The organism is Candidatus Accumulibacter propinquus, assembly GCF_056856495.1.
Genome location: NZ_JBSEHC010000003.1, coordinates 209,021 through 224,765 on the forward strand (window position 1 = coordinate 209,021; position 15,745 = coordinate 224,765).

General features: G+C 63.5%; 14 protein-coding genes. All 14 read left to right on the forward strand.

Annotated elements, in window-relative coordinates; translation table 11 throughout:
* Positions 1-107 precede the first annotated feature (107 nt).
* The 14 genes from AC15MQ_RS07140 to pheT all read left to right on the forward strand — a co-directional run bounded on the left by AC15MQ_RS07140 (position 108) and on the right by pheT (position 15,734).
* Complete coding sequence (locus AC15MQ_RS07140) at positions 108-854, forward strand: zf-TFIIB domain-containing protein (RefSeq protein ID WP_287652260.1); 747 nt, start codon at positions 108-110, stop codon at positions 852-854.
* A 193-nt stretch (positions 855-1,047) separates the two neighbouring features.
* Positions 1,048-2,223, forward strand: a complete 1,176-nt coding sequence (locus AC15MQ_RS07145) for an aspartate aminotransferase family protein (protein ID WP_287667261.1) — start codon at positions 1,048-1,050, stop codon at positions 2,221-2,223.
* A gap of 11 nt (positions 2,224-2,234) precedes the next feature.
* Positions 2,235-3,209, forward strand: coding sequence for an ornithine carbamoyltransferase (argF, locus tag AC15MQ_RS07150; RefSeq protein ID WP_287652258.1), 975 nt, complete (start codon positions 2,235-2,237; stop codon positions 3,207-3,209).
* Entirely contained in the window at positions 3,206-4,435 is a 1,230-nt protein-coding gene (locus AC15MQ_RS07155) for an argininosuccinate synthase (protein ID WP_483079748.1), read from the forward strand. Before argF ends, AC15MQ_RS07155 begins: the two co-directional genes overlap by 4 nt.
* 18 nt (positions 4,436-4,453) lie before the next feature.
* Positions 4,454-4,663 (forward strand): DUF2788 domain-containing protein, encoded by a 210-nt coding sequence (locus AC15MQ_RS07160; protein ID WP_287652256.1) that lies wholly within the window; start codon positions 4,454-4,456, stop codon positions 4,661-4,663.
* A gap of 3 nt (positions 4,664-4,666) precedes the next feature.
* Positions 4,667-4,978, forward strand: coding sequence for a pyrimidine/purine nucleoside phosphorylase (gene ppnP / locus AC15MQ_RS07165; protein ID WP_287652255.1), 312 nt, complete (start codon positions 4,667-4,669; stop codon positions 4,976-4,978).
* A gap of 122 nt (positions 4,979-5,100) precedes the next feature.
* Positions 5,101-5,595 carry a YajQ family cyclic di-GMP-binding protein gene (locus AC15MQ_RS07170; protein WP_287652254.1) on the forward strand — a complete coding sequence of 165 codons (495 nt, stop codon included), beginning with the start codon at positions 5,101-5,103 and terminating at the stop codon, positions 5,593-5,595.
* Positions 5,596-5,833: 238 nt separating this feature from the next.
* Entirely contained in the window at positions 5,834-8,845 is a 3,012-nt protein-coding gene (locus AC15MQ_RS07175; protein ID WP_287667262.1) for a DEAD/DEAH box helicase, read from the forward strand.
* A gap of 229 nt (positions 8,846-9,074) precedes the next feature.
* The gene (thrS, locus tag AC15MQ_RS07180) at positions 9,075-10,994 is read left to right on the forward strand and encodes a threonine--tRNA ligase (RefSeq protein ID WP_483079749.1); all 1,920 of its coding nucleotides are present in this window, start codon (positions 9,075-9,077) and stop codon (positions 10,992-10,994) included.
* The gene (gene infC, locus AC15MQ_RS07185; protein WP_287667265.1) at positions 10,991-11,542 is read left to right on the forward strand and encodes a translation initiation factor IF-3; all 552 of its coding nucleotides are present in this window, start codon (positions 10,991-10,993) and stop codon (positions 11,540-11,542) included. Before thrS ends, infC begins: the two co-directional genes overlap by 4 nt.
* A 106-nt stretch (positions 11,543-11,648) precedes the next feature.
* Positions 11,649-11,846, forward strand: a complete 198-nt coding sequence (gene rpmI, locus AC15MQ_RS07190; RefSeq protein ID WP_287652250.1) for a 50S ribosomal protein L35 — start codon at positions 11,649-11,651, stop codon at positions 11,844-11,846.
* A gap of 11 nt (positions 11,847-11,857) precedes the next feature.
* On the forward strand, positions 11,858-12,217 hold the full coding sequence (gene rplT, locus AC15MQ_RS07195) for a 50S ribosomal protein L20 (RefSeq protein WP_287652249.1): 360 nt from the start codon (positions 11,858-11,860) through the stop codon (positions 12,215-12,217).
* 66 nt (positions 12,218-12,283) lie between these two features.
* Positions 12,284-13,330 (forward strand): phenylalanine--tRNA ligase subunit alpha, encoded by a 1,047-nt coding sequence (gene pheS, locus AC15MQ_RS07200; protein WP_287667268.1) that lies wholly within the window; start codon positions 12,284-12,286, stop codon positions 13,328-13,330.
* Positions 13,331-13,358: 28 nt separating this feature from the next.
* Positions 13,359-15,734: a phenylalanine--tRNA ligase subunit beta gene (pheT, locus tag AC15MQ_RS07205; protein WP_483079750.1), complete on the forward strand. Its 2,376-nt coding sequence runs from the start codon at positions 13,359-13,361 to the stop codon at positions 15,732-15,734.
* The last annotated feature ends 11 nt before the right edge of the window (positions 15,735-15,745 follow it).

Consider the following 15,745-nt stretch of genomic DNA (forward strand, 5'->3'; position numbering starts at 1 on the left):
CTGACGACGGCGAGGCCGTTATACTCGCGGATGTGCCGCCACTATTTGCGGGCCGCACACCGACAACCCGCCTGCAGAACTGATCCTCACCGCCACCGACTTCCCGCATGCCGAACATTCCCCAGCCGATTCCAGCCCGTACTACGCGCGGTGGTGCATGCCCGAGCTGCCAGGCGCCCATGGCGATCCACCATTTCCAGCGCCAGTTGAACGGCGAAGTTTCGCTGGACCTTTGTTTTGCCTGCCAGGGCATCTGGTTCGACGAATACGAGAGCGCCCAGCTGGCGCCGGCCGGGGTCCTGGCGCTGTTCCGCCTGCTGCACGAGCATCATGCCGACCTGCGCCAGCCATGGCCCGGCGTCCTCCGCTGCCCACGCTGCCGCGACCCGCTGCTGAACTGCTTCGACAGCACGCGCGCCGGCCGCTTTGCCTACAGTCGCTGCCCGCAAAGACACGGGCGTTTCAGCGGCTTTGCCGCGTTCATGATCGAAAAGGGCTTCGTCCGCCAGCTCAACGGCGCCGAAATCGACGATCTGGCCCGCAAGGTGCAGAGCATCCGCTGCTCGGGCTGCGGCGCGCCGGTCGACATCCGCCGCCAGCACGTCTGCACGCATTGCCGCTCGCCGATCGTCATCCTCGACCCCGACGCCGTGCGCAGTGCTCTCGATGACTTCGGCAAGAAGGCGTACCGGCAGGAGCACGTAGACCCGCATGCCGTCGCCGACGCGCTCCTGGCCAACGAACGCGCCAAATCACAGGTGACCCGCCAGGAGCGCAAAAGCCTGCTCGAAGCCGATCTCTCGGACCTCGTGCTGGGTGGCATCGAGGGGGTCTGGAATCTGCTGAAGCGCTGATCGACGTACCGATATCCCGGTGCCTGTCCTGTACAGCAGATTCTATTTCCCGTAGAATCCTCGCCTTGTGATCCGGCGTGCGAGGTTTCGAGAAGTCCGCCGGAACGTACCGGCCAGGGGTCCAGGTGCGTAAAACGTTATCCGGCGGCGCAAGCCGCCGTTTCAGTTTCAAAGCCTCCGCAATGGGTGGTCCATGTCTCACCTGATGAATACCTACGGCCGCTTGCCGGTCGCCTTCAGCCATGGCGACGGGAGCTGGCTGACCGATACCGATGGCAAGGTCTATCTCGACGCCTTGTCGGGAATTGCCGTGAACACCCTGGGGCATAACCACCCGACGCTGGTTGCGGCGATCAGCGCCCAGGCCGGGCGTATCCTGCACGCCTCCAATCTCTACCGCATCCCCGAACAGGAGCAACTCGCCGACAAGCTGGCGGCGCTGTCGGGCATGGACGAGGTCTTCTTCTGCAACTCGGGTTGCGAGGCCAACGAAGCGGCGATCAAGCTGGCGCGTCTCTACGGCCACCAGCAGGGGGTCGATAGCCCGGCAACCATCGTCATGGAGAAGGCGTTTCACGGCCGCACCATGGCGACCCTGTCGGCCACCGGCAATCGCAAGGCGCAGGCCGGTTTCGAGCCGCTGGTGTCGGGCTTCGTGCGCGTTCCCTACAACAATCTCGAAGCCATCAGAACGCTGGCCAGGTACAACAAGAACGTCGTCGCAGTGATGCTCGAAATCGTGCAGGGCGAGGGTGGCATCAATATCGCGGACATCGATTTTCAGCGCGGTCTGCGTGCGCTGTGCGACGACCGTGGCTGGCTGCTGATCTGCGATGAAGTGCAGTGCGGCATGGGTCGCACCGGGACCTGGTTTGCATTCCAGCACGCGGGTATCCGCCCGGACGTGGTGACGCTGGCCAAGGGACTCGGTGGTGGCGTGCCGATCGGTGCCTGCCTCGCCGCCGGCCAGGCGAAAGGGCTGTTCAAGCCCGGCAATCACGGCTCGACATTCGGCGGCAATCCACTGGCGACAACCGCCGCCTTGACGACCATCGAGGTGATCGAAAACGATCGCCTGATCGAGCATGCGCTGATCGTCGGGGCGTCGATTCGCGAAGGACTGGCGCAGGCGCTGGCAGGTTGCGCGGGTATTGTCGAAATTCGCGGTCAGGGACTGATGATTGGCATCGAGCTTGATCGCGAGTGCGGCGAACTGGTGACGCGCGGCCTCACCGCTGGGCTGCTGATCAATGTCACGGCCGAGAAGGTCGTGCGCCTGCTGCCGGCGCTGACCCTCGGCGCCGACGAAGCGCAGGAGCTGGTGTCGCGACTGGCGCGACTGCTCCGCGATTTTCTCGCAGTCCCCTAAAGAGAACGGCCATGGACATCAGCCCAAGACACTTCCTTCAGTTCAAGGATTTCAGCCGCGAGGAATTCGACCACCTGTTCCAGCGTGCGCTCTGGATCAAGTCGGAATTCAAGGCTTACCGCAAATACTGGCCGCTGATCGATCGTACGCTGGTGATGATCTTCGAGAAGGCCAGTACGCGCACCCGCCTCTCGTTCGAAGCAGGCATGCAGCAGCTGGGTGGCCTGGCGATCTATCTCAACAGCGACGATTCGCAGATCAAGCGCGGTGAGCCGATCGAGGATACGGCACAGGTGATCTCGCGCATGAGCGACGCGGTGATGATCCGCACTTTCGGGCATGATCGGATCGAGCGTTTCGCGGCCTGCTCGCGCGTGCCGGTAATCAATGGTTTGACCAACGAGCACCATCCCTGTCAGATTCTGGCTGATGTGTTCACCTTCATCGAGCACCGGGGTCCGATCCAGGGCAAGACGGTGGCCTGGATCGGCGACTCGAACAATGTCTGCAATACCTGGCTGCAGGCGGCGGAAATACTCGACTTCAAGATGCACGTGTCGACCCCGCCGGGCTACGAGGTGGCGCCTGAACGGGCCGGCCTGCGCGGCACCGCGCATCTGGAACAGTTCGCCGATCCGATGGACGCGGCGCACCGGGCCGATCTGGTGACGACCGACGTGTGGACCTCGATGGGTTTCGAAGCCGAGAACGACCAGCGCAGGCGCGATTTCGCAGCCTGGCAGGTGAGCCCGGAAATGATGCGCGTCGCCCGTCCCGAGGCGCTGTTCATGCATTGCCTGCCGGTCCATCGCGGCGAGGAAGTCGCTGCCGAGGTCATCGATGGTCCGCAGAGCGTCGTCTGGGACGAAGCAGAGAACCGCATGCATACCCAGAAGGCGCTACTCGAATTTCTACTTCTCGGGCGCGTCGACTCCGCCGCTGCACCCTCTCCTTCCGCGTCCACTCCAAGCCGGGAATTACCATGAGCGACATCAAGAAAGCGGTCCTTGCCTATTCGGGCGGCCTCGATACTTCCGTGATCCTGAAATGGTTGCAGGATACCTACCAGTGCGAAGTCGTGACCTTCACCGCCGACCTCGGCCAGGGTGATGAACTCGACGCGGCGCGCCCCAAGGCCCTGCAGTTCGGTATCGCGCCGGAAAACATCTACATCGACGACCTTCGCGAGGAGTTCGTGCGCGACTTCGTCTTCCCGATGTTCCGGGCGAATACGGTGTATGAGGGCGAGTATCTGCTCGGGACCTCGATCGCCCGGCCGCTGATCGCCAAGCGGATGATCGAGATCGCCAACCTGACCGGCGCCGATGCGGTGGCGCACGGTGCCACCGGCAAGGGCAACGATCAGGTTCGTTTCGAACTCGGAGCCTACGCGCTCAGGCCCGACATCCGGATCATCGCCCCGTGGCGGGAGTGGGATCTGCTGTCGCGCGAGAAGCTGCTGGCCTATGCCGAGCTGCACGCCATCCCGGTCGAGATGAAGCATCGGCAGGGGGGGTCGCCGTATTCGATGGACGCCAACCTGCTCCACATCAGCTACGAGGGCCGTCACCTCGAGGACCCGGCGGCCGAGGCCGAGGAGTCGATGTGGCGCTGGACGGTATCGCCGGAAATGGCGCCGGATGCCCCCGAGTACCTTGACCTCGAATTCGCGCACGGCGACCTGGTGTCGATCAATGGTCTGCACATGCCGGCGCACGAACTGCTGGCGCTGCTCAACCGCCTCGGCGGCAAGCACGGCATCGGGCGCATCGATCTGGTCGAGAACCGTTACGTGGGCATGAAGTCGCGCGGCTGCTACGAGACCCCCGGCGGGACGATCCTCCTGCCGGCGCACCGGGCGATCGAGTCGATCACCCTTGACCGCGAAGTGGCGCATCTCAAGGACGACCTGATGCCGCGCTATGCCAGCCTGATCTACAACGGATACTGGTGGAGCCCGGAGCGACGCGCCCTGCAGACCCTGATCGATCATACGCAGCAGGCGGTGAATGGCTGGGTACGGGTCAAGCTTTACAAGGGTAACGTCAAGGTGGTGGGCCGTGATTCGAAAACCGATTCGCTGTTCGACTCGACGATCGCCACCTTCGAGGACGATGCCGGGGCGTACGACCAGAAGGACGCCGCCGGCTTTATCAAACTCAATGCGCTGCGCATGCGCATTGCGGCCAATCTGGCGAGCCGCAAGAGCTGATCGGGGAGCGCGCCGTCGATGTTCGGACTGACGGAAGAGCAGATTTCGGATTTTGGCATGACCTTCGGGGTCGGAGCGTTCATGCTCTTCATGCTCTTCATCATCGGCGAGATTGCCTGGAAAGCGAAGGCCGGGAAGACCGGCACCATCATATTGTTCTTCGTATTGTCCTTCGGCATGGTCGGCTTCATCGCCAAGACCATCATGGAAAAACTCTGGGGATTATGAATCATGTCGCAGTTTGACAATGTCAGCGTCGTCAAGCAGGCCAACGTCTACTTCGACGGCAAATGTATCAGTCACACGATCAGGTTGGCGGATGGCAGCAGCAAGACGGTGGGCGTGATCCTGCCATCGACGCTGACCTTCACGACCACCAGTCCGGAGGTGATGGAGGGCGTGGGTGGCGCGTGTCGGGTCAGGCTCAAGGGCGAGGATCAGTGGAAGGCCTATGGTGCGGGTCAGTCGTTTGCGGTACCCGCCGATTCGGTGTTCGAGATCGCCTGCGACGACGCCTATCATTATGTCTGCCACTTCGGATAGCCTGCCAGGCCTGGCGCCTGACGCCGGGATCCATCGGCCTGGCACGGCCGGCGCGCTGGTGGTGGTTTCCGCCGTGCCAGGCGGCTCCGGTTTCATTTAGCACATTCTCAAGCGGACGCAAGATGCCTTCATTCGATTTTTCTTCAGAAGCCGACATGGCTGCGCTGCACAACGCCATAGACGTGACCCGGCGGGCGATCGACAATCGCTACGATTTCAAAGGCACCAGCGCCAAGGTCGAGTTGAACGAAAAGGACCATCTGATCACTCTCTACGGTGACTCCGATTTTCAGCTCGGCCAGATCAAGGACCTGCTCTTCCCGGCGATGGAGAAGAAGGAAAAGGAAAGCACCAAGCGCCTGGAGGACCAGCCGGTGCAGCGGGTCTCCGGCAACAAGGTCAAACAGGAACTCAAGATCAGGATCGGCATCGAGTCGGAACTGGCGAAGCAGATCGTCAAGTTGATCAAGGATTCGAAACTCAAGGTGCAGGCTTCGATCCAGGGCGACGCCGTGCGCGTCAGCGGTGCCAAACGCGATGAGTTGCAGTCCTGCATCGCTGCGGTGACCAAGGCGATCACCGATTTCCCGATCAAGTACGGCAATTTCCGCGACTGAGTGGTGTATCAGCCGGCCAGCCCCGCCAGCATGCCTTTCCCTGCTTGCCGCCACTTGTCGGCATGTGCTAGCTTACACGGCTGGTATCTGTCCGGAGCCTCCCGTTCCGGGCGCCGGCAAGGCGGGCAGCCAATGACTGTTCTGTTGCGGGTTCACATTCCTGAGGCGTTTCCGATCGTTGTGCCGCGTCGATTTCTGAAGCGGCGCCGAAGTGGTGCTCACTGCGGGCGAGGTACCGATGCTGTATATGCCCGCTGACGATTCCGACCCGGCGAACGAGGCCGACCCCGGCGTACTTTCCTGGACCGAAGAACTGCGCCGGGTGACGGTGGCGGTCAGCAAGAAGGACCGCCGCCCGGCAGCCAGCCGCCAGCAGCTTTTCTACCTGCTGCTGTGGACCGTCGATGCGCGCGGTTTCGGCGTCACGGTACACAAGGGGCGCGACCCGGAAAGTGCCGAGGAAATGTGGAACATCGATCGCGCCCTGAACAAGCCGCCGCGCTTTGTCGGCGACGAAGATCGCGCCATCCTGCGCCTGTTGTGGGCCGAGCGCTCCTTCGACACCGGCTTGCGCGCCTTTGGTCTGGGACCACGGCACGGCGGCGAGGCCTTGCAACTGATGGCCGAGACCGGCCGCTTGTGCCGCAAGGATGATTTCTCGACACTGACGCCGGCGGCGCCGCGTTCGGCGACGCTGGGGTGGCACGAGAACGGCGACGGGCGCCGGCTGCCGATGCTGGTGCCGGATCCACCGGCGAGCCTGGTCGTCCCGCTGCCGGTACCGTGGTATGTCGATCTTGCCAGACGGCAGATCGGCCCACTGCAGGTTCCAGGCAACGCGGCAGTCGTCGCTCGCCTGTTCTCGCTGCCGCCGCTGTCGGCGACGGCAGCGGCGCTGGTTGGCGAGGCCCTGTCCGAGCCGGCGTGCGAGTTACCCGGCGACCCCGAGCAGGCCAGCGTGGCGATGCGCAGCATTGTCGCCGAGCCGCTGCCGGTGCTGCGCCTGCAAACCCTGGGCACCCACGGCAACCGCAGTTGGCGGGAGTATCTTGTCAGTTATGGCGGCGGTCCTTTCGATGTCGCCCTGCCGGTGTTTCGCTACGCCGATGTCGAGGTGATTCCCGACGACATGCGCGATTTCTCGACACTGGCCAGTGGCGAGATGGTTCGCATCGAACGCCAGCGGGCGCGCGAAGATCTGCTGATGGACGAACTGGCCGGCTCCGGTCTCGAAAAAATTCCCGGCTACGTCCTGCACACCTTCGGCAGACCGCCCGAAAACGCCTACGGACTGGCGTTCGAAGGTGGCTGGCCGGCGTTCATGCGCAACGAGGTGCTGCGCCTGCGCTCTGTCGGCTGGCAGGTCGAGTTTGCTGCCGATTACCGGCATCGCCTGCTCGAGGTGGAGGCCTGGGATGCCGATCTCGTGGAGTCGGAAAACGGCTGGTTCGACCTCGACATGGGGATCATCGTCGAGGGCGAACGCCTGCCGCTGGCCCCCCTGCTGGCGGCGCTGTTCCGGCGCGACGGACGCTGGCTCGATCCGGGCCTGCTGGCGCAGATCGCCGACCAGGAACTGATCGAACTGGTAACGCCCGACAACCTGCGCATACGTGCCCCGGCCTGGCGTTTGAAACCGCTTGCCGCGACCCTGATTGATCTCTTCGATGGTTTTCCCGGTGGCAACAGCCTGCGCGTCTCCCGTTTCGACGCACCGCGCCTGGCCGAACTCAACGACAGCAGTCGCTGGCAATTCCGCGGGCAGAGCGACGTCCTGGCGCTCGCCGAACAACTGACGGCGGCGCAGGGAATCAGTCACATTGATCCGCCGGCCGGACTGGGACTGGAACTTCGTCATTACCAGACCGAAGGACTGGCCTGGCTGCAGTTCCTGCGCGCGCAGAACCTGGCCGGCATTCTGGCCGACGACATGGGCCTGGGCAAGACCGCCCAGACGCTGGCGCACCTGTTGCTCGAAAAGGAGGCCGGGCGCCTCGACCGCCCCGCCCTGATCGTCCTGCCGACCTCGCTGATCTTCAACTGGAAGAATGAGGCAGCGCGCTTCGCACCCAGTCTGTCGATCCTTTCGCTGCACGGCCCGGAACGCAAGAGCCGTTTTGCCGAGATCGCCGAGCACAACGTGGTGCTGACCACCTACCCCCTGCTCTGGCGCGACGCCAGCGAACTGACGCGACACAGCTACCACCTGCTGATCCTCGACGAAGCGCAAACGGTGAAGAACGCGCGCAGCCAGGGCGCGGAAGTGGTTCGCAAGATTGCCGCCCGCCACCGTCTGTGCCTGACCGGCACGCCGCTGGAAAACCACCTCGGCGAACTCTGGAGTCAGTTCGACTTCCTGCTGCCGGGATTCCTGGGCAACAACCATACTTTTACCAAGTACTGGCGGACTCCGATCGAAAAGCTGGGCGACACGCAACGCCGTGATCTGCTTGCCCGTCGCGTCCGCCCGTTCATTCTGCGCCGCAAGAAAGAGGAGGTGGCGCGTGAACTGCCGCCGAAAACGATCATCGTGCGCAAGGTCGAACTCGTTGGCGGCCAGCGCGACCTGTACGAGACGGTGCGCGTCGCGATGGACGAGAAAGTGCGCGAGGAGATTGCCAGCAAGGGTTTCAACCGCAGCCAGATCGTCATCCTCGACGCGCTCCTGAAACTGCGGCAGGTCTGCTGCGACCCGCGTCTGGTGAAGGCCAAATCCGCCCAGAAGATCAGGGAGAGGGCCAAGCTCGACCTGCTGATGACCATGCTTCCGGAGCAGGTCGAGGAAGGACGGCGCATCCTGCTGTTCTCGCAATTCACCAGCATGCTGGCGCTGATCGAAAGGGAACTGAAGCTGGCAGGCCTGGGCTATGTCATCCTCACCGGCGATACCAAGGACCGCGAGGAGCAGGTGCGGCGCTTTCAGGCCGGCGAAGTGCCGATCTTCCTGATCAGCCTGCGCGCTGGCGGCGTCGGTCTCAATCTCACTGCCGCCGACACCGTCATCCACTACGACCCCTGGTGGAACCCGGCGGCCGAAAACCAGGCCACCGATCGCGCGCATCGCCTGGGGCAGGACAAGCCCGTATTCGTGTACAAGCTGATCGTCGCCGGCAGCATCGAGGAGAAGATCATCGCCCTCCAGGAGCGCAAGGCGGAACTTGCGGCACGCATCCTCTCCGCCGACCGCGGCGTCGATGCCAAGTTCGGCAGCGACGACATTGCCGCGCTGTTCGCGCCGCTGCCCGGCTGAACGGCGCGTCGAGCTGCCGATGTCGCCGGCCGCGCGGTTGAGTCATCTGTGGAATAGTTGGCGAACGCCTGCCGTGGGGCGTATGGCGGGCAGCTTGCGGTGTGCTAGAATCGCCCGCTCTCGCTTGGGGTGCGGGAGCGTTTCGCCGCCATCCTGTCCTCGTGCCAGCCGGAATCCACCAAGCCAGAGCAGGACTCTGGCTTTTCCATTTCCTTGTTGAGGTTGCGCCATGCCTGTAGTCACACTGCCTGACGGGTCCCGGAGGGAGTTCGCGCAGCCGGTCACGGTTGCCGAAGTGGCTCAATCGATCGGTGCCGGGCTGGCGCGCGCGGCGCTGGCGGGCCGGGTTGATGGCCGTCTGGTCGATACCTCCTTCACGATAAGCCACGACGCCCAACTCGCCATCATCACCGAGAAGGATCCCGAGGGCATCGAAGTGATCCGTCATTCGACGGCGCACCTGCTGGCCTACGCGGTCAAGGAACTCTTCCCGGCGGCGCAGGTGACCATCGGGCCGGTCATCGAAAACGGCTTCTATTACGACTTCGCCTACGAGCGCCCCTTTACGCTCGACGATCTGGCGGCGATCGAAAAGCGCATGTCCGAACTTGCCCGACGCGACCTGCCGGTGCAGCGGGGAGTCGTGGCCCGCGACGCGGCCATTGCCTTCTTCAAGTCGATCGGCGAGCACTACAAGGCCGAACTGATCGAGGCCATTCCGCAGGGCGAGGAAGTGTCGCTTTATCGTGAAGGGTCCTTTGTCGATCTGTGCCGTGGTCCGCACGTGCCGTCGACCGGCAAGCTGAAGGTGTTCAAGCTGATGAAGCTGGCCGGCGCCTACTGGCGAGGCGACCATCGCAACGAGCAGCTGCAGCGGATCTATGGCACGGCCTGGGTGCGCAAGGAAGACCAGGACGCCTATCTGCACATGCTTGCAGAGGCCGAGAAGCGCGACCATCGCAAGCTCGGCCGGCAACTCGACCTCTTCCATCTGCAGGACGAAGCGCCGGGCATGGTTTTCTGGCACCCGAAAGGATGGACCATCTGGCAGGAGATCGAGCAATACCTGCGACGCGTGCTCGGTGCCAACGGCTATTGTGAAGTGAAGACGCCGATGATCATGGACCGCTCGCTCTGGGAGCGTTCCGGGCATTGGCAGAATTACGCGGAGCACATGTTCACCACTGCCTCCGAAAACCGCGACTACGCCATCAAGCCGATGAACTGTCCCGGCCATATCCAGATCTTCAACCAGGGCTTGCGCAGTTACCGCGATCTGCCGCTGCGGCTGGCGGAATTCGGTTCCTGCCACCGCAACGAACCGTCGGGCGCGTTGCACGGCATCATGCGCGTGCGCGCCTTCGTCCAGGATGACGCACACATATTCTGTACCGAAGCGCAGGTGTTGCCGGAAACGGCGGCGTTCATCGATCTTCTGCAACAGATCTATGCCGATTTCGGGTTCACCGAAATCCTCGTCAAGCTGTCTACGCGCCCGGACAAACGCATCGGTTCCGACGAAGTGTGGGATCGCGCCGAAGCGGCTTTGGCGGAAGCGCTGGCCGCCAAGAATCTGAGTTACGACCTGCAGCCCGGCGAAGGCGCGTTCTACGGCCCGAAGATCGAATTCTCGCTCAAGGACTGCCTCGGCCGCGTCTGGCAGTGTGGCACGCTGCAACTGGATTTCGCGTTGCCGCAGCGGCTCGACGCGCACTACGTCGGCGAGGACAACGACCGGCACATTCCGGTGATGCTGCACCGGGCGATCCTCGGTTCGCTGGAGCGCTTCATCGGCATCCTCATCGAGAATTATGCCGGCGCAATGCCATTGTGGCTTTCGCCGATGCAGGCCGTGGTGTTGAATATTTCGGAAAAGCAGGGCGAGTACGCCGGGCAGGTGGCGGCCCGGCTGCGCGCTGCCGGCCTGCGAGTGGAAGCGGATTTGCGCAACGAAAAAATTACCTATAAAATACGAGAACATAGCTTGAACAAGCTGCCGTACCAAATCGTCGTTGGTGACAAGGAAATGGCAGCGAACCTGGTGGCCGTGCGCACACGCGGTGGTCGGGACCTGGGGCAAATGCCGATCGAGGCCCTGACCACGCGACTTCTCGATGAAATTGCGGCGCGAAGTAGCGGTACGGCTTGATTATTGTCGAAACAAGGAGTGGACCCATCGCACTGCAAAAGGCGCAACGCGTTAACGAAGAGATCAACGCACCGGAAGTCCGTCTGGTCGGGTTGGACGGCGAGCAACTGGGAGTCATGAGCGTCAGGGCGGCACTGGCCCTGGCCGACGAGGCGGGAGTCGATCTCGTCGAGATTGCCCCGATGGCCCAGCCCCCCGTCTGCCGAATCGTCGATTTCGGCAAGTTCAAGTACCAGGAACAGAAGCGTCAGCATGAGCAGAAGCTCAAGCAGAAGCAGGTGCAGGTGAAGGAAGTCAAATTCCGTCCGGGTACCGACGAGAACGACTACCAGATCAAGCTGCGCAACATGACGCGCTTCCTCGAAGAAGAAGACAAGGTCAAGGTCACGTTGCGCTTTCGTGGTCGCGAGATGGCCCATCAGGATATCGGCATGCGCCAGATCGAGCGTATCAAGTCCGATTTGCAGGACCTGGCGGCAGTCGAGCAGATGCCGAAGATGGAAGGTCGCCAGATGGTCATGGTGTTGACCCCGAGCAAGAAGAAATAGGCTCGGATTCAAGTGCTGGCCTGCGGCCAGCAACAACAAGTGGTGCCGGGTCCGAAGTGCCCCCGTCGGGGGACACCTGGCGGCATGTTTATAAGAGGAGCATTCAATGCCCAAGATGAAGACCAAGACGGGAGCGAAAAAACGCTTCAAGATCAGTCCCAGTGGCCGAATCAAACGCTCGCACGCGTACAAGCGGCACATTCTGACCAAGAAGGACACCAAGACCAAGCGCCAGTTGCGCGGCACGACCGAGGTGCACCACTCTGACAAGGCCATGGTTCGCGCCATGATGCCTTACGCTTAAGGAGATAAAAGATGCCCCGAGTCAAACGTGGTGTAACGGCGCACGCGCGTCACAAGAAGATTCTCGCCCTGGCCAAGGGTTACCGCGGCCGCCGCAAGAACGTCTATCGCGTCGCCAAGCAGGCGGTAATGAAGGCCGGACAGTACGCCTACCGCGACCGTCGTCAGCGCAAGCGCCAGTTCCGCAGCCTCTGGATCGCGCGCATCAACGCCGCGGCCAGGGAAGTCGGCATGAAGTACAGCACCTTCATGAATGGCCTCAAGAAGGCGCAGATCGAAGTCGACCGCAAGGTGCTCGCCGATCTCGCCGTCTTCGACAAGCCGGCCTTTGCCGCTCTGGCCGTGCAGGCCAAGGCCCAACTCGCAGCCTAGGCCCGACGAGTCTCAAGAAAGGAGGCGCAAGCCTCCTTTTTTTCGGCGAACACCCTCTTCAATGCCATGCACAACTTCGATGAAATAGTCCACGCCGCGTCGGCAGCCTTTGCGGCGACCGACGACCCTGATGCGCTGGAGCAGATCAAGGCCACTTACCTCGGCAGGAACGGCCGGGTGACCGAGTTGCTCAAGGGTCTGGCCAAACTGCCGCCGGACGAGCGCAAGACCGCCGGTGCGGCGATCAATCGCAGCAAGGACGCCGTCGAAGCGGCGCTCAACGCGCGTCGCGAGGCGCTGCGGCAAATGGCGCTGGCCGCGCGACTCGCCGAAGAGGCGCTCGATGTGACGCTGCCGGGTCGCGGTCAGGCGCGTGGCGGTCTGCATCCGGTCACCCGCACGCTCGAACGCATCGAAGGCCTGTTTCGCTCGATCGGTTTCGATGTCGCCGATGGTCCCGAGATCGAGGCCGACTTCCAGAATTTCACCGCGCTCAACACGCCGGCCGATCATCCCGCGCGTTCGATGCACGATACCTTCTATCTGCAGGACACGGCCGGCGGCGTCGCCGAGGGTGTCCTGTTGCGCACGCATACCAGTCCGATTCAGGTGCGCTACATGCAGGCGCATGTCGCCCGCTACGCCGATCGTGAGAAGATGCCGGAGATCCGGGTGATTGCCCCCGGACGCGTCTATCGGGTCGATTCCGACGCCACGCACTCGCCGATGTTTCATCAGGTCGAGGGTCTGTGGATTGGCGAGCAGGTCAGCTTTGCCGATCTCAAGGGCGTGATCGGCGACTTCCTGCGCCGCTTCTTCGAGAGCGACGATCTGCAGGTGCGCTTCCGCCCCTCATTCTTCCCGTTCACCGAACCGTCGGCCGAGATTGACATGGCTTTCATGAGCGGCGCCCTGAAGGGTCGCTGGCTGGAGATTGCCGGCTGCGGCATGGTGCACCCGAATGTCCTGCGGCACGTCAACATCGACCCCGAGCAGTACATCGGCTTTGCCTTCGGCATGGGGCCGGACCGCCTGACGATGTTGCGTTACGGCGTCAATGACCTGCGCCTGTTCTACGATGGCGACCTGCGCTTCCTGCGGCAGTTTGTCTGACGGTGTTTCCTCCTGACATTGAGCGGCCATGAAATTTTCTGAATCCTGGCTTCGCAGCTTCGTCGATCCGGCGTGCTCGGGGCATGAGTTCTCGCATCTGTTGACCATGGCCGGCCTCGAAGTGGAAGCCGAAGAGACGGTCGCGCCGCGCTTCGACCAAGTCGTCGTCGCGCAGGTACTCAGCGTCGACAAGCATCCGGGCGCCGACCGCCTCAACGTCTGCCGCGTCGACGTCGGGTCGGAGGAACCGTTGCAGATCGTCTGTGGCGCGCCGAACGCCGCAGTCGGCATCAAGGTGCCGTGTGCGCTGCCGGGCGCCGAACTGCCCGGCGGTTTCCGGATCAAGGTGGCCAAGGTGCGTGGCGTCGAATCCTCGGGAATGCTCTGCTCGGCCAGGGAGCTCGGGATTGCCGAGGACGCGGCCGGGCTGCTGCTGCTGGCCGCCGACGCGCCGGTGGGCGAAGACATCCGTCGCCATCTTGATCTCGATGACCGTCTGCTGACGCTCAAGCTGACGCCCAACCGGGCCGACTGCCTGTCGCTCGAAGGGGTGGCTCGCGAGGTCGCGGCGCTGACCGGCACCCCCGCCCGTTTCACCGAAGTCACAGAGGTCGAGGTCACGCTGACGACCGAGCGCGCCGTCGTGCTCGACGCACCCGCGGCCTGCCCACGTTACTGCGGTCGGGTGATCGCCGGCGTCGATGGCACCGCCGCCACCCCGGCGTGGATGCGGCGGCGCCTGGAGCGCAGCGGCCTGCGTCCGATCTCGGCACTGGTCGACATCACCAACTACGTGATGCTCGAACTCGGACAGCCGCTGCATGCTTTCGACAACAGCCGCCTGCACGGCGCCATCCACGCCCGCATGGCGCAGGCGGGCGAGACGATCAGCCTGCTCAACGAGCAGACGCTGACCCTGCAGCCCGACATCCTGCTGATCAGCGATGCACAACGTCCGGTGGCGATGGCCGGGATCATGGGCGACGAAGCCAGCGGCATCACCCCGGCCACCACCGAGGTGTTCCTCGAATCGGCCTTTTTCGCGCCGGCGGCGATTGCCGGGCGTGCGCGGCGCTATGGATTCGTTTCGGACGCGTCGCATCGTTTCGAGCGCGGCGTCGACTTCGCCGGCACGCGGCGCGCGCTCGAGCTTGCCACGCGGCTGGTGATCGATATCTGCGGCGGCCAGGCGGGGCCGGTCAGCGAGGCGTCGGCGAGCCTGCCGGCGCGGCAGCCGGTGCGCCTGCGCCCGGCACGCGTCGCCAAGGTGCTCGGGCTGCCGTTGACCGCCGAGCGTATCGGCGAACTGTTCACGCGTCTGGCCCTGCCGTTTTCCCGCGATGGCCAGGACTTCGTCGTCACGCCGCCGAGCTACCGCTTCGACATCGAGATCGAGGAAGACCTGATCGAGGAAATCGCTCGCCTGCATGGCTACGAGAACATTCCCTCGGCAGCGCCGCAGGCGGTCCTGACGATGCTGCCGCAGACCGAGCAGGCGCGGCCGCTGGCGCGCGTCCGGCAGATACTGGCTGACTGCGGCTATCAGGAAGTGGTCAACTTCGCCTTCGTCGAAGAAGCCTGGGAAGCGGATTTCGCCGGCAACGCGCAGTTGATCCGCCTGGCCAACCCGATTGCCAGCCACTTGAGCGTCATGCGTTCCTCGCTGATCGGCGGGTTGGTGGCCAACGTGGCGACCAACCTCAAGCGCAGGCAGAATCGCGTGCGCGTGTTCGAAACCGGGCGCTGCTTCTTCCGCGATCCGCAGGGTGGCCCGGTCGCCGGTTTTCACCAGCCGTGGAAACTCACGGCGCTGGCTTACGGTACGGCGTTGCCTGAACAGTGGGGCGGTGCCGCGCGCCAGGTCGACTTTTTCGACCTCAAGGGGGACCTCGAAACCCTGCTGGCCCCGCTCGTCGCCCGCTTCGAGAAGGCCGAGCACCCGGCTCTGCATCCGGGCCGCTGCGCGCGCGTTCTGGTTGCCGGCAAGGGCATCGGTTTCGTCGGCGAGTTGCACCCGCAGTGGCAGCAGAAATACGAGCTGCCGCTGCCGGCCGTGCTCTTCGAACTCGATCTCGAAGCGCTCACGACGGCCACGCTGCCGCACTACGCCGAGGTTTCACGCCAGCCGATCGTCATACGCGACATGGCGCTGGTCGTCGATCAGGCGCTCGAACTTCAGCAACTGATCGACGCCCTGAGCGCCAACCGGCCGACCATCGTGCGCGATGTTCGCCTGTTCGACGTCTATGCCGGACGCGGCGTCGAGGCCGGCAAGAAAAGCCTTGCCTTCCGCATAGTGATGCAAGATACTCAAAAAACCTTGCTTGAAGTCGAGGTTGAAGCCGCCATGCAGCAAATGGTGGCTTATCTGGAAGACACATTCGCAGCTCAGCTTCGCGTCTGAGAAGGGGAAGA

What these genes read in the sequence shown, in the direction of transcription:
- AC15MQ_RS07140 (WP_287652260.1), top strand. Translation starts at nt 108, where the DNA reads ATGCCGAACATTCCCCAGCCGATTCCAGCCCGTACTACGCGCGGTGGT.
- AC15MQ_RS07145 (WP_287667261.1), top strand. Translation starts at nt 1,048, where the DNA reads ATGTCTCACCTGATGAATACCTACGGCCGCTTGCCGGTCGCCTTCAGC.
- argF (WP_287652258.1), top strand. Translation starts at nt 2,235, where the DNA reads ATGGACATCAGCCCAAGACACTTCCTTCAGTTCAAGGATTTCAGCCGC.
- AC15MQ_RS07155 (WP_483079748.1), top strand. Translation starts at nt 3,206, where the DNA reads ATGAGCGACATCAAGAAAGCGGTCCTTGCCTATTCGGGCGGCCTCGAT.
- AC15MQ_RS07160 (WP_287652256.1), top strand. Translation starts at nt 4,454, where the DNA reads ATGTTCGGACTGACGGAAGAGCAGATTTCGGATTTTGGCATGACCTTC.
- ppnP (WP_287652255.1), top strand. Translation starts at nt 4,667, where the DNA reads ATGTCGCAGTTTGACAATGTCAGCGTCGTCAAGCAGGCCAACGTCTAC.
- AC15MQ_RS07170 (WP_287652254.1), top strand. Translation starts at nt 5,101, where the DNA reads ATGCCTTCATTCGATTTTTCTTCAGAAGCCGACATGGCTGCGCTGCAC.
- AC15MQ_RS07175 (WP_287667262.1), top strand. Translation starts at nt 5,834, where the DNA reads ATGCTGTATATGCCCGCTGACGATTCCGACCCGGCGAACGAGGCCGAC.
- thrS (WP_483079749.1), top strand. Translation starts at nt 9,075, where the DNA reads ATGCCTGTAGTCACACTGCCTGACGGGTCCCGGAGGGAGTTCGCGCAG.
- rpmI (WP_287652250.1), top strand. Translation starts at nt 11,649, where the DNA reads ATGCCCAAGATGAAGACCAAGACGGGAGCGAAAAAACGCTTCAAGATC.
- rplT (WP_287652249.1), top strand. Translation starts at nt 11,858, where the DNA reads ATGCCCCGAGTCAAACGTGGTGTAACGGCGCACGCGCGTCACAAGAAG.
- pheS (WP_287667268.1), top strand. Translation starts at nt 12,284, where the DNA reads ATGCACAACTTCGATGAAATAGTCCACGCCGCGTCGGCAGCCTTTGCG.
- pheT (WP_483079750.1), top strand. Translation starts at nt 13,359, where the DNA reads ATGAAATTTTCTGAATCCTGGCTTCGCAGCTTCGTCGATCCGGCGTGC.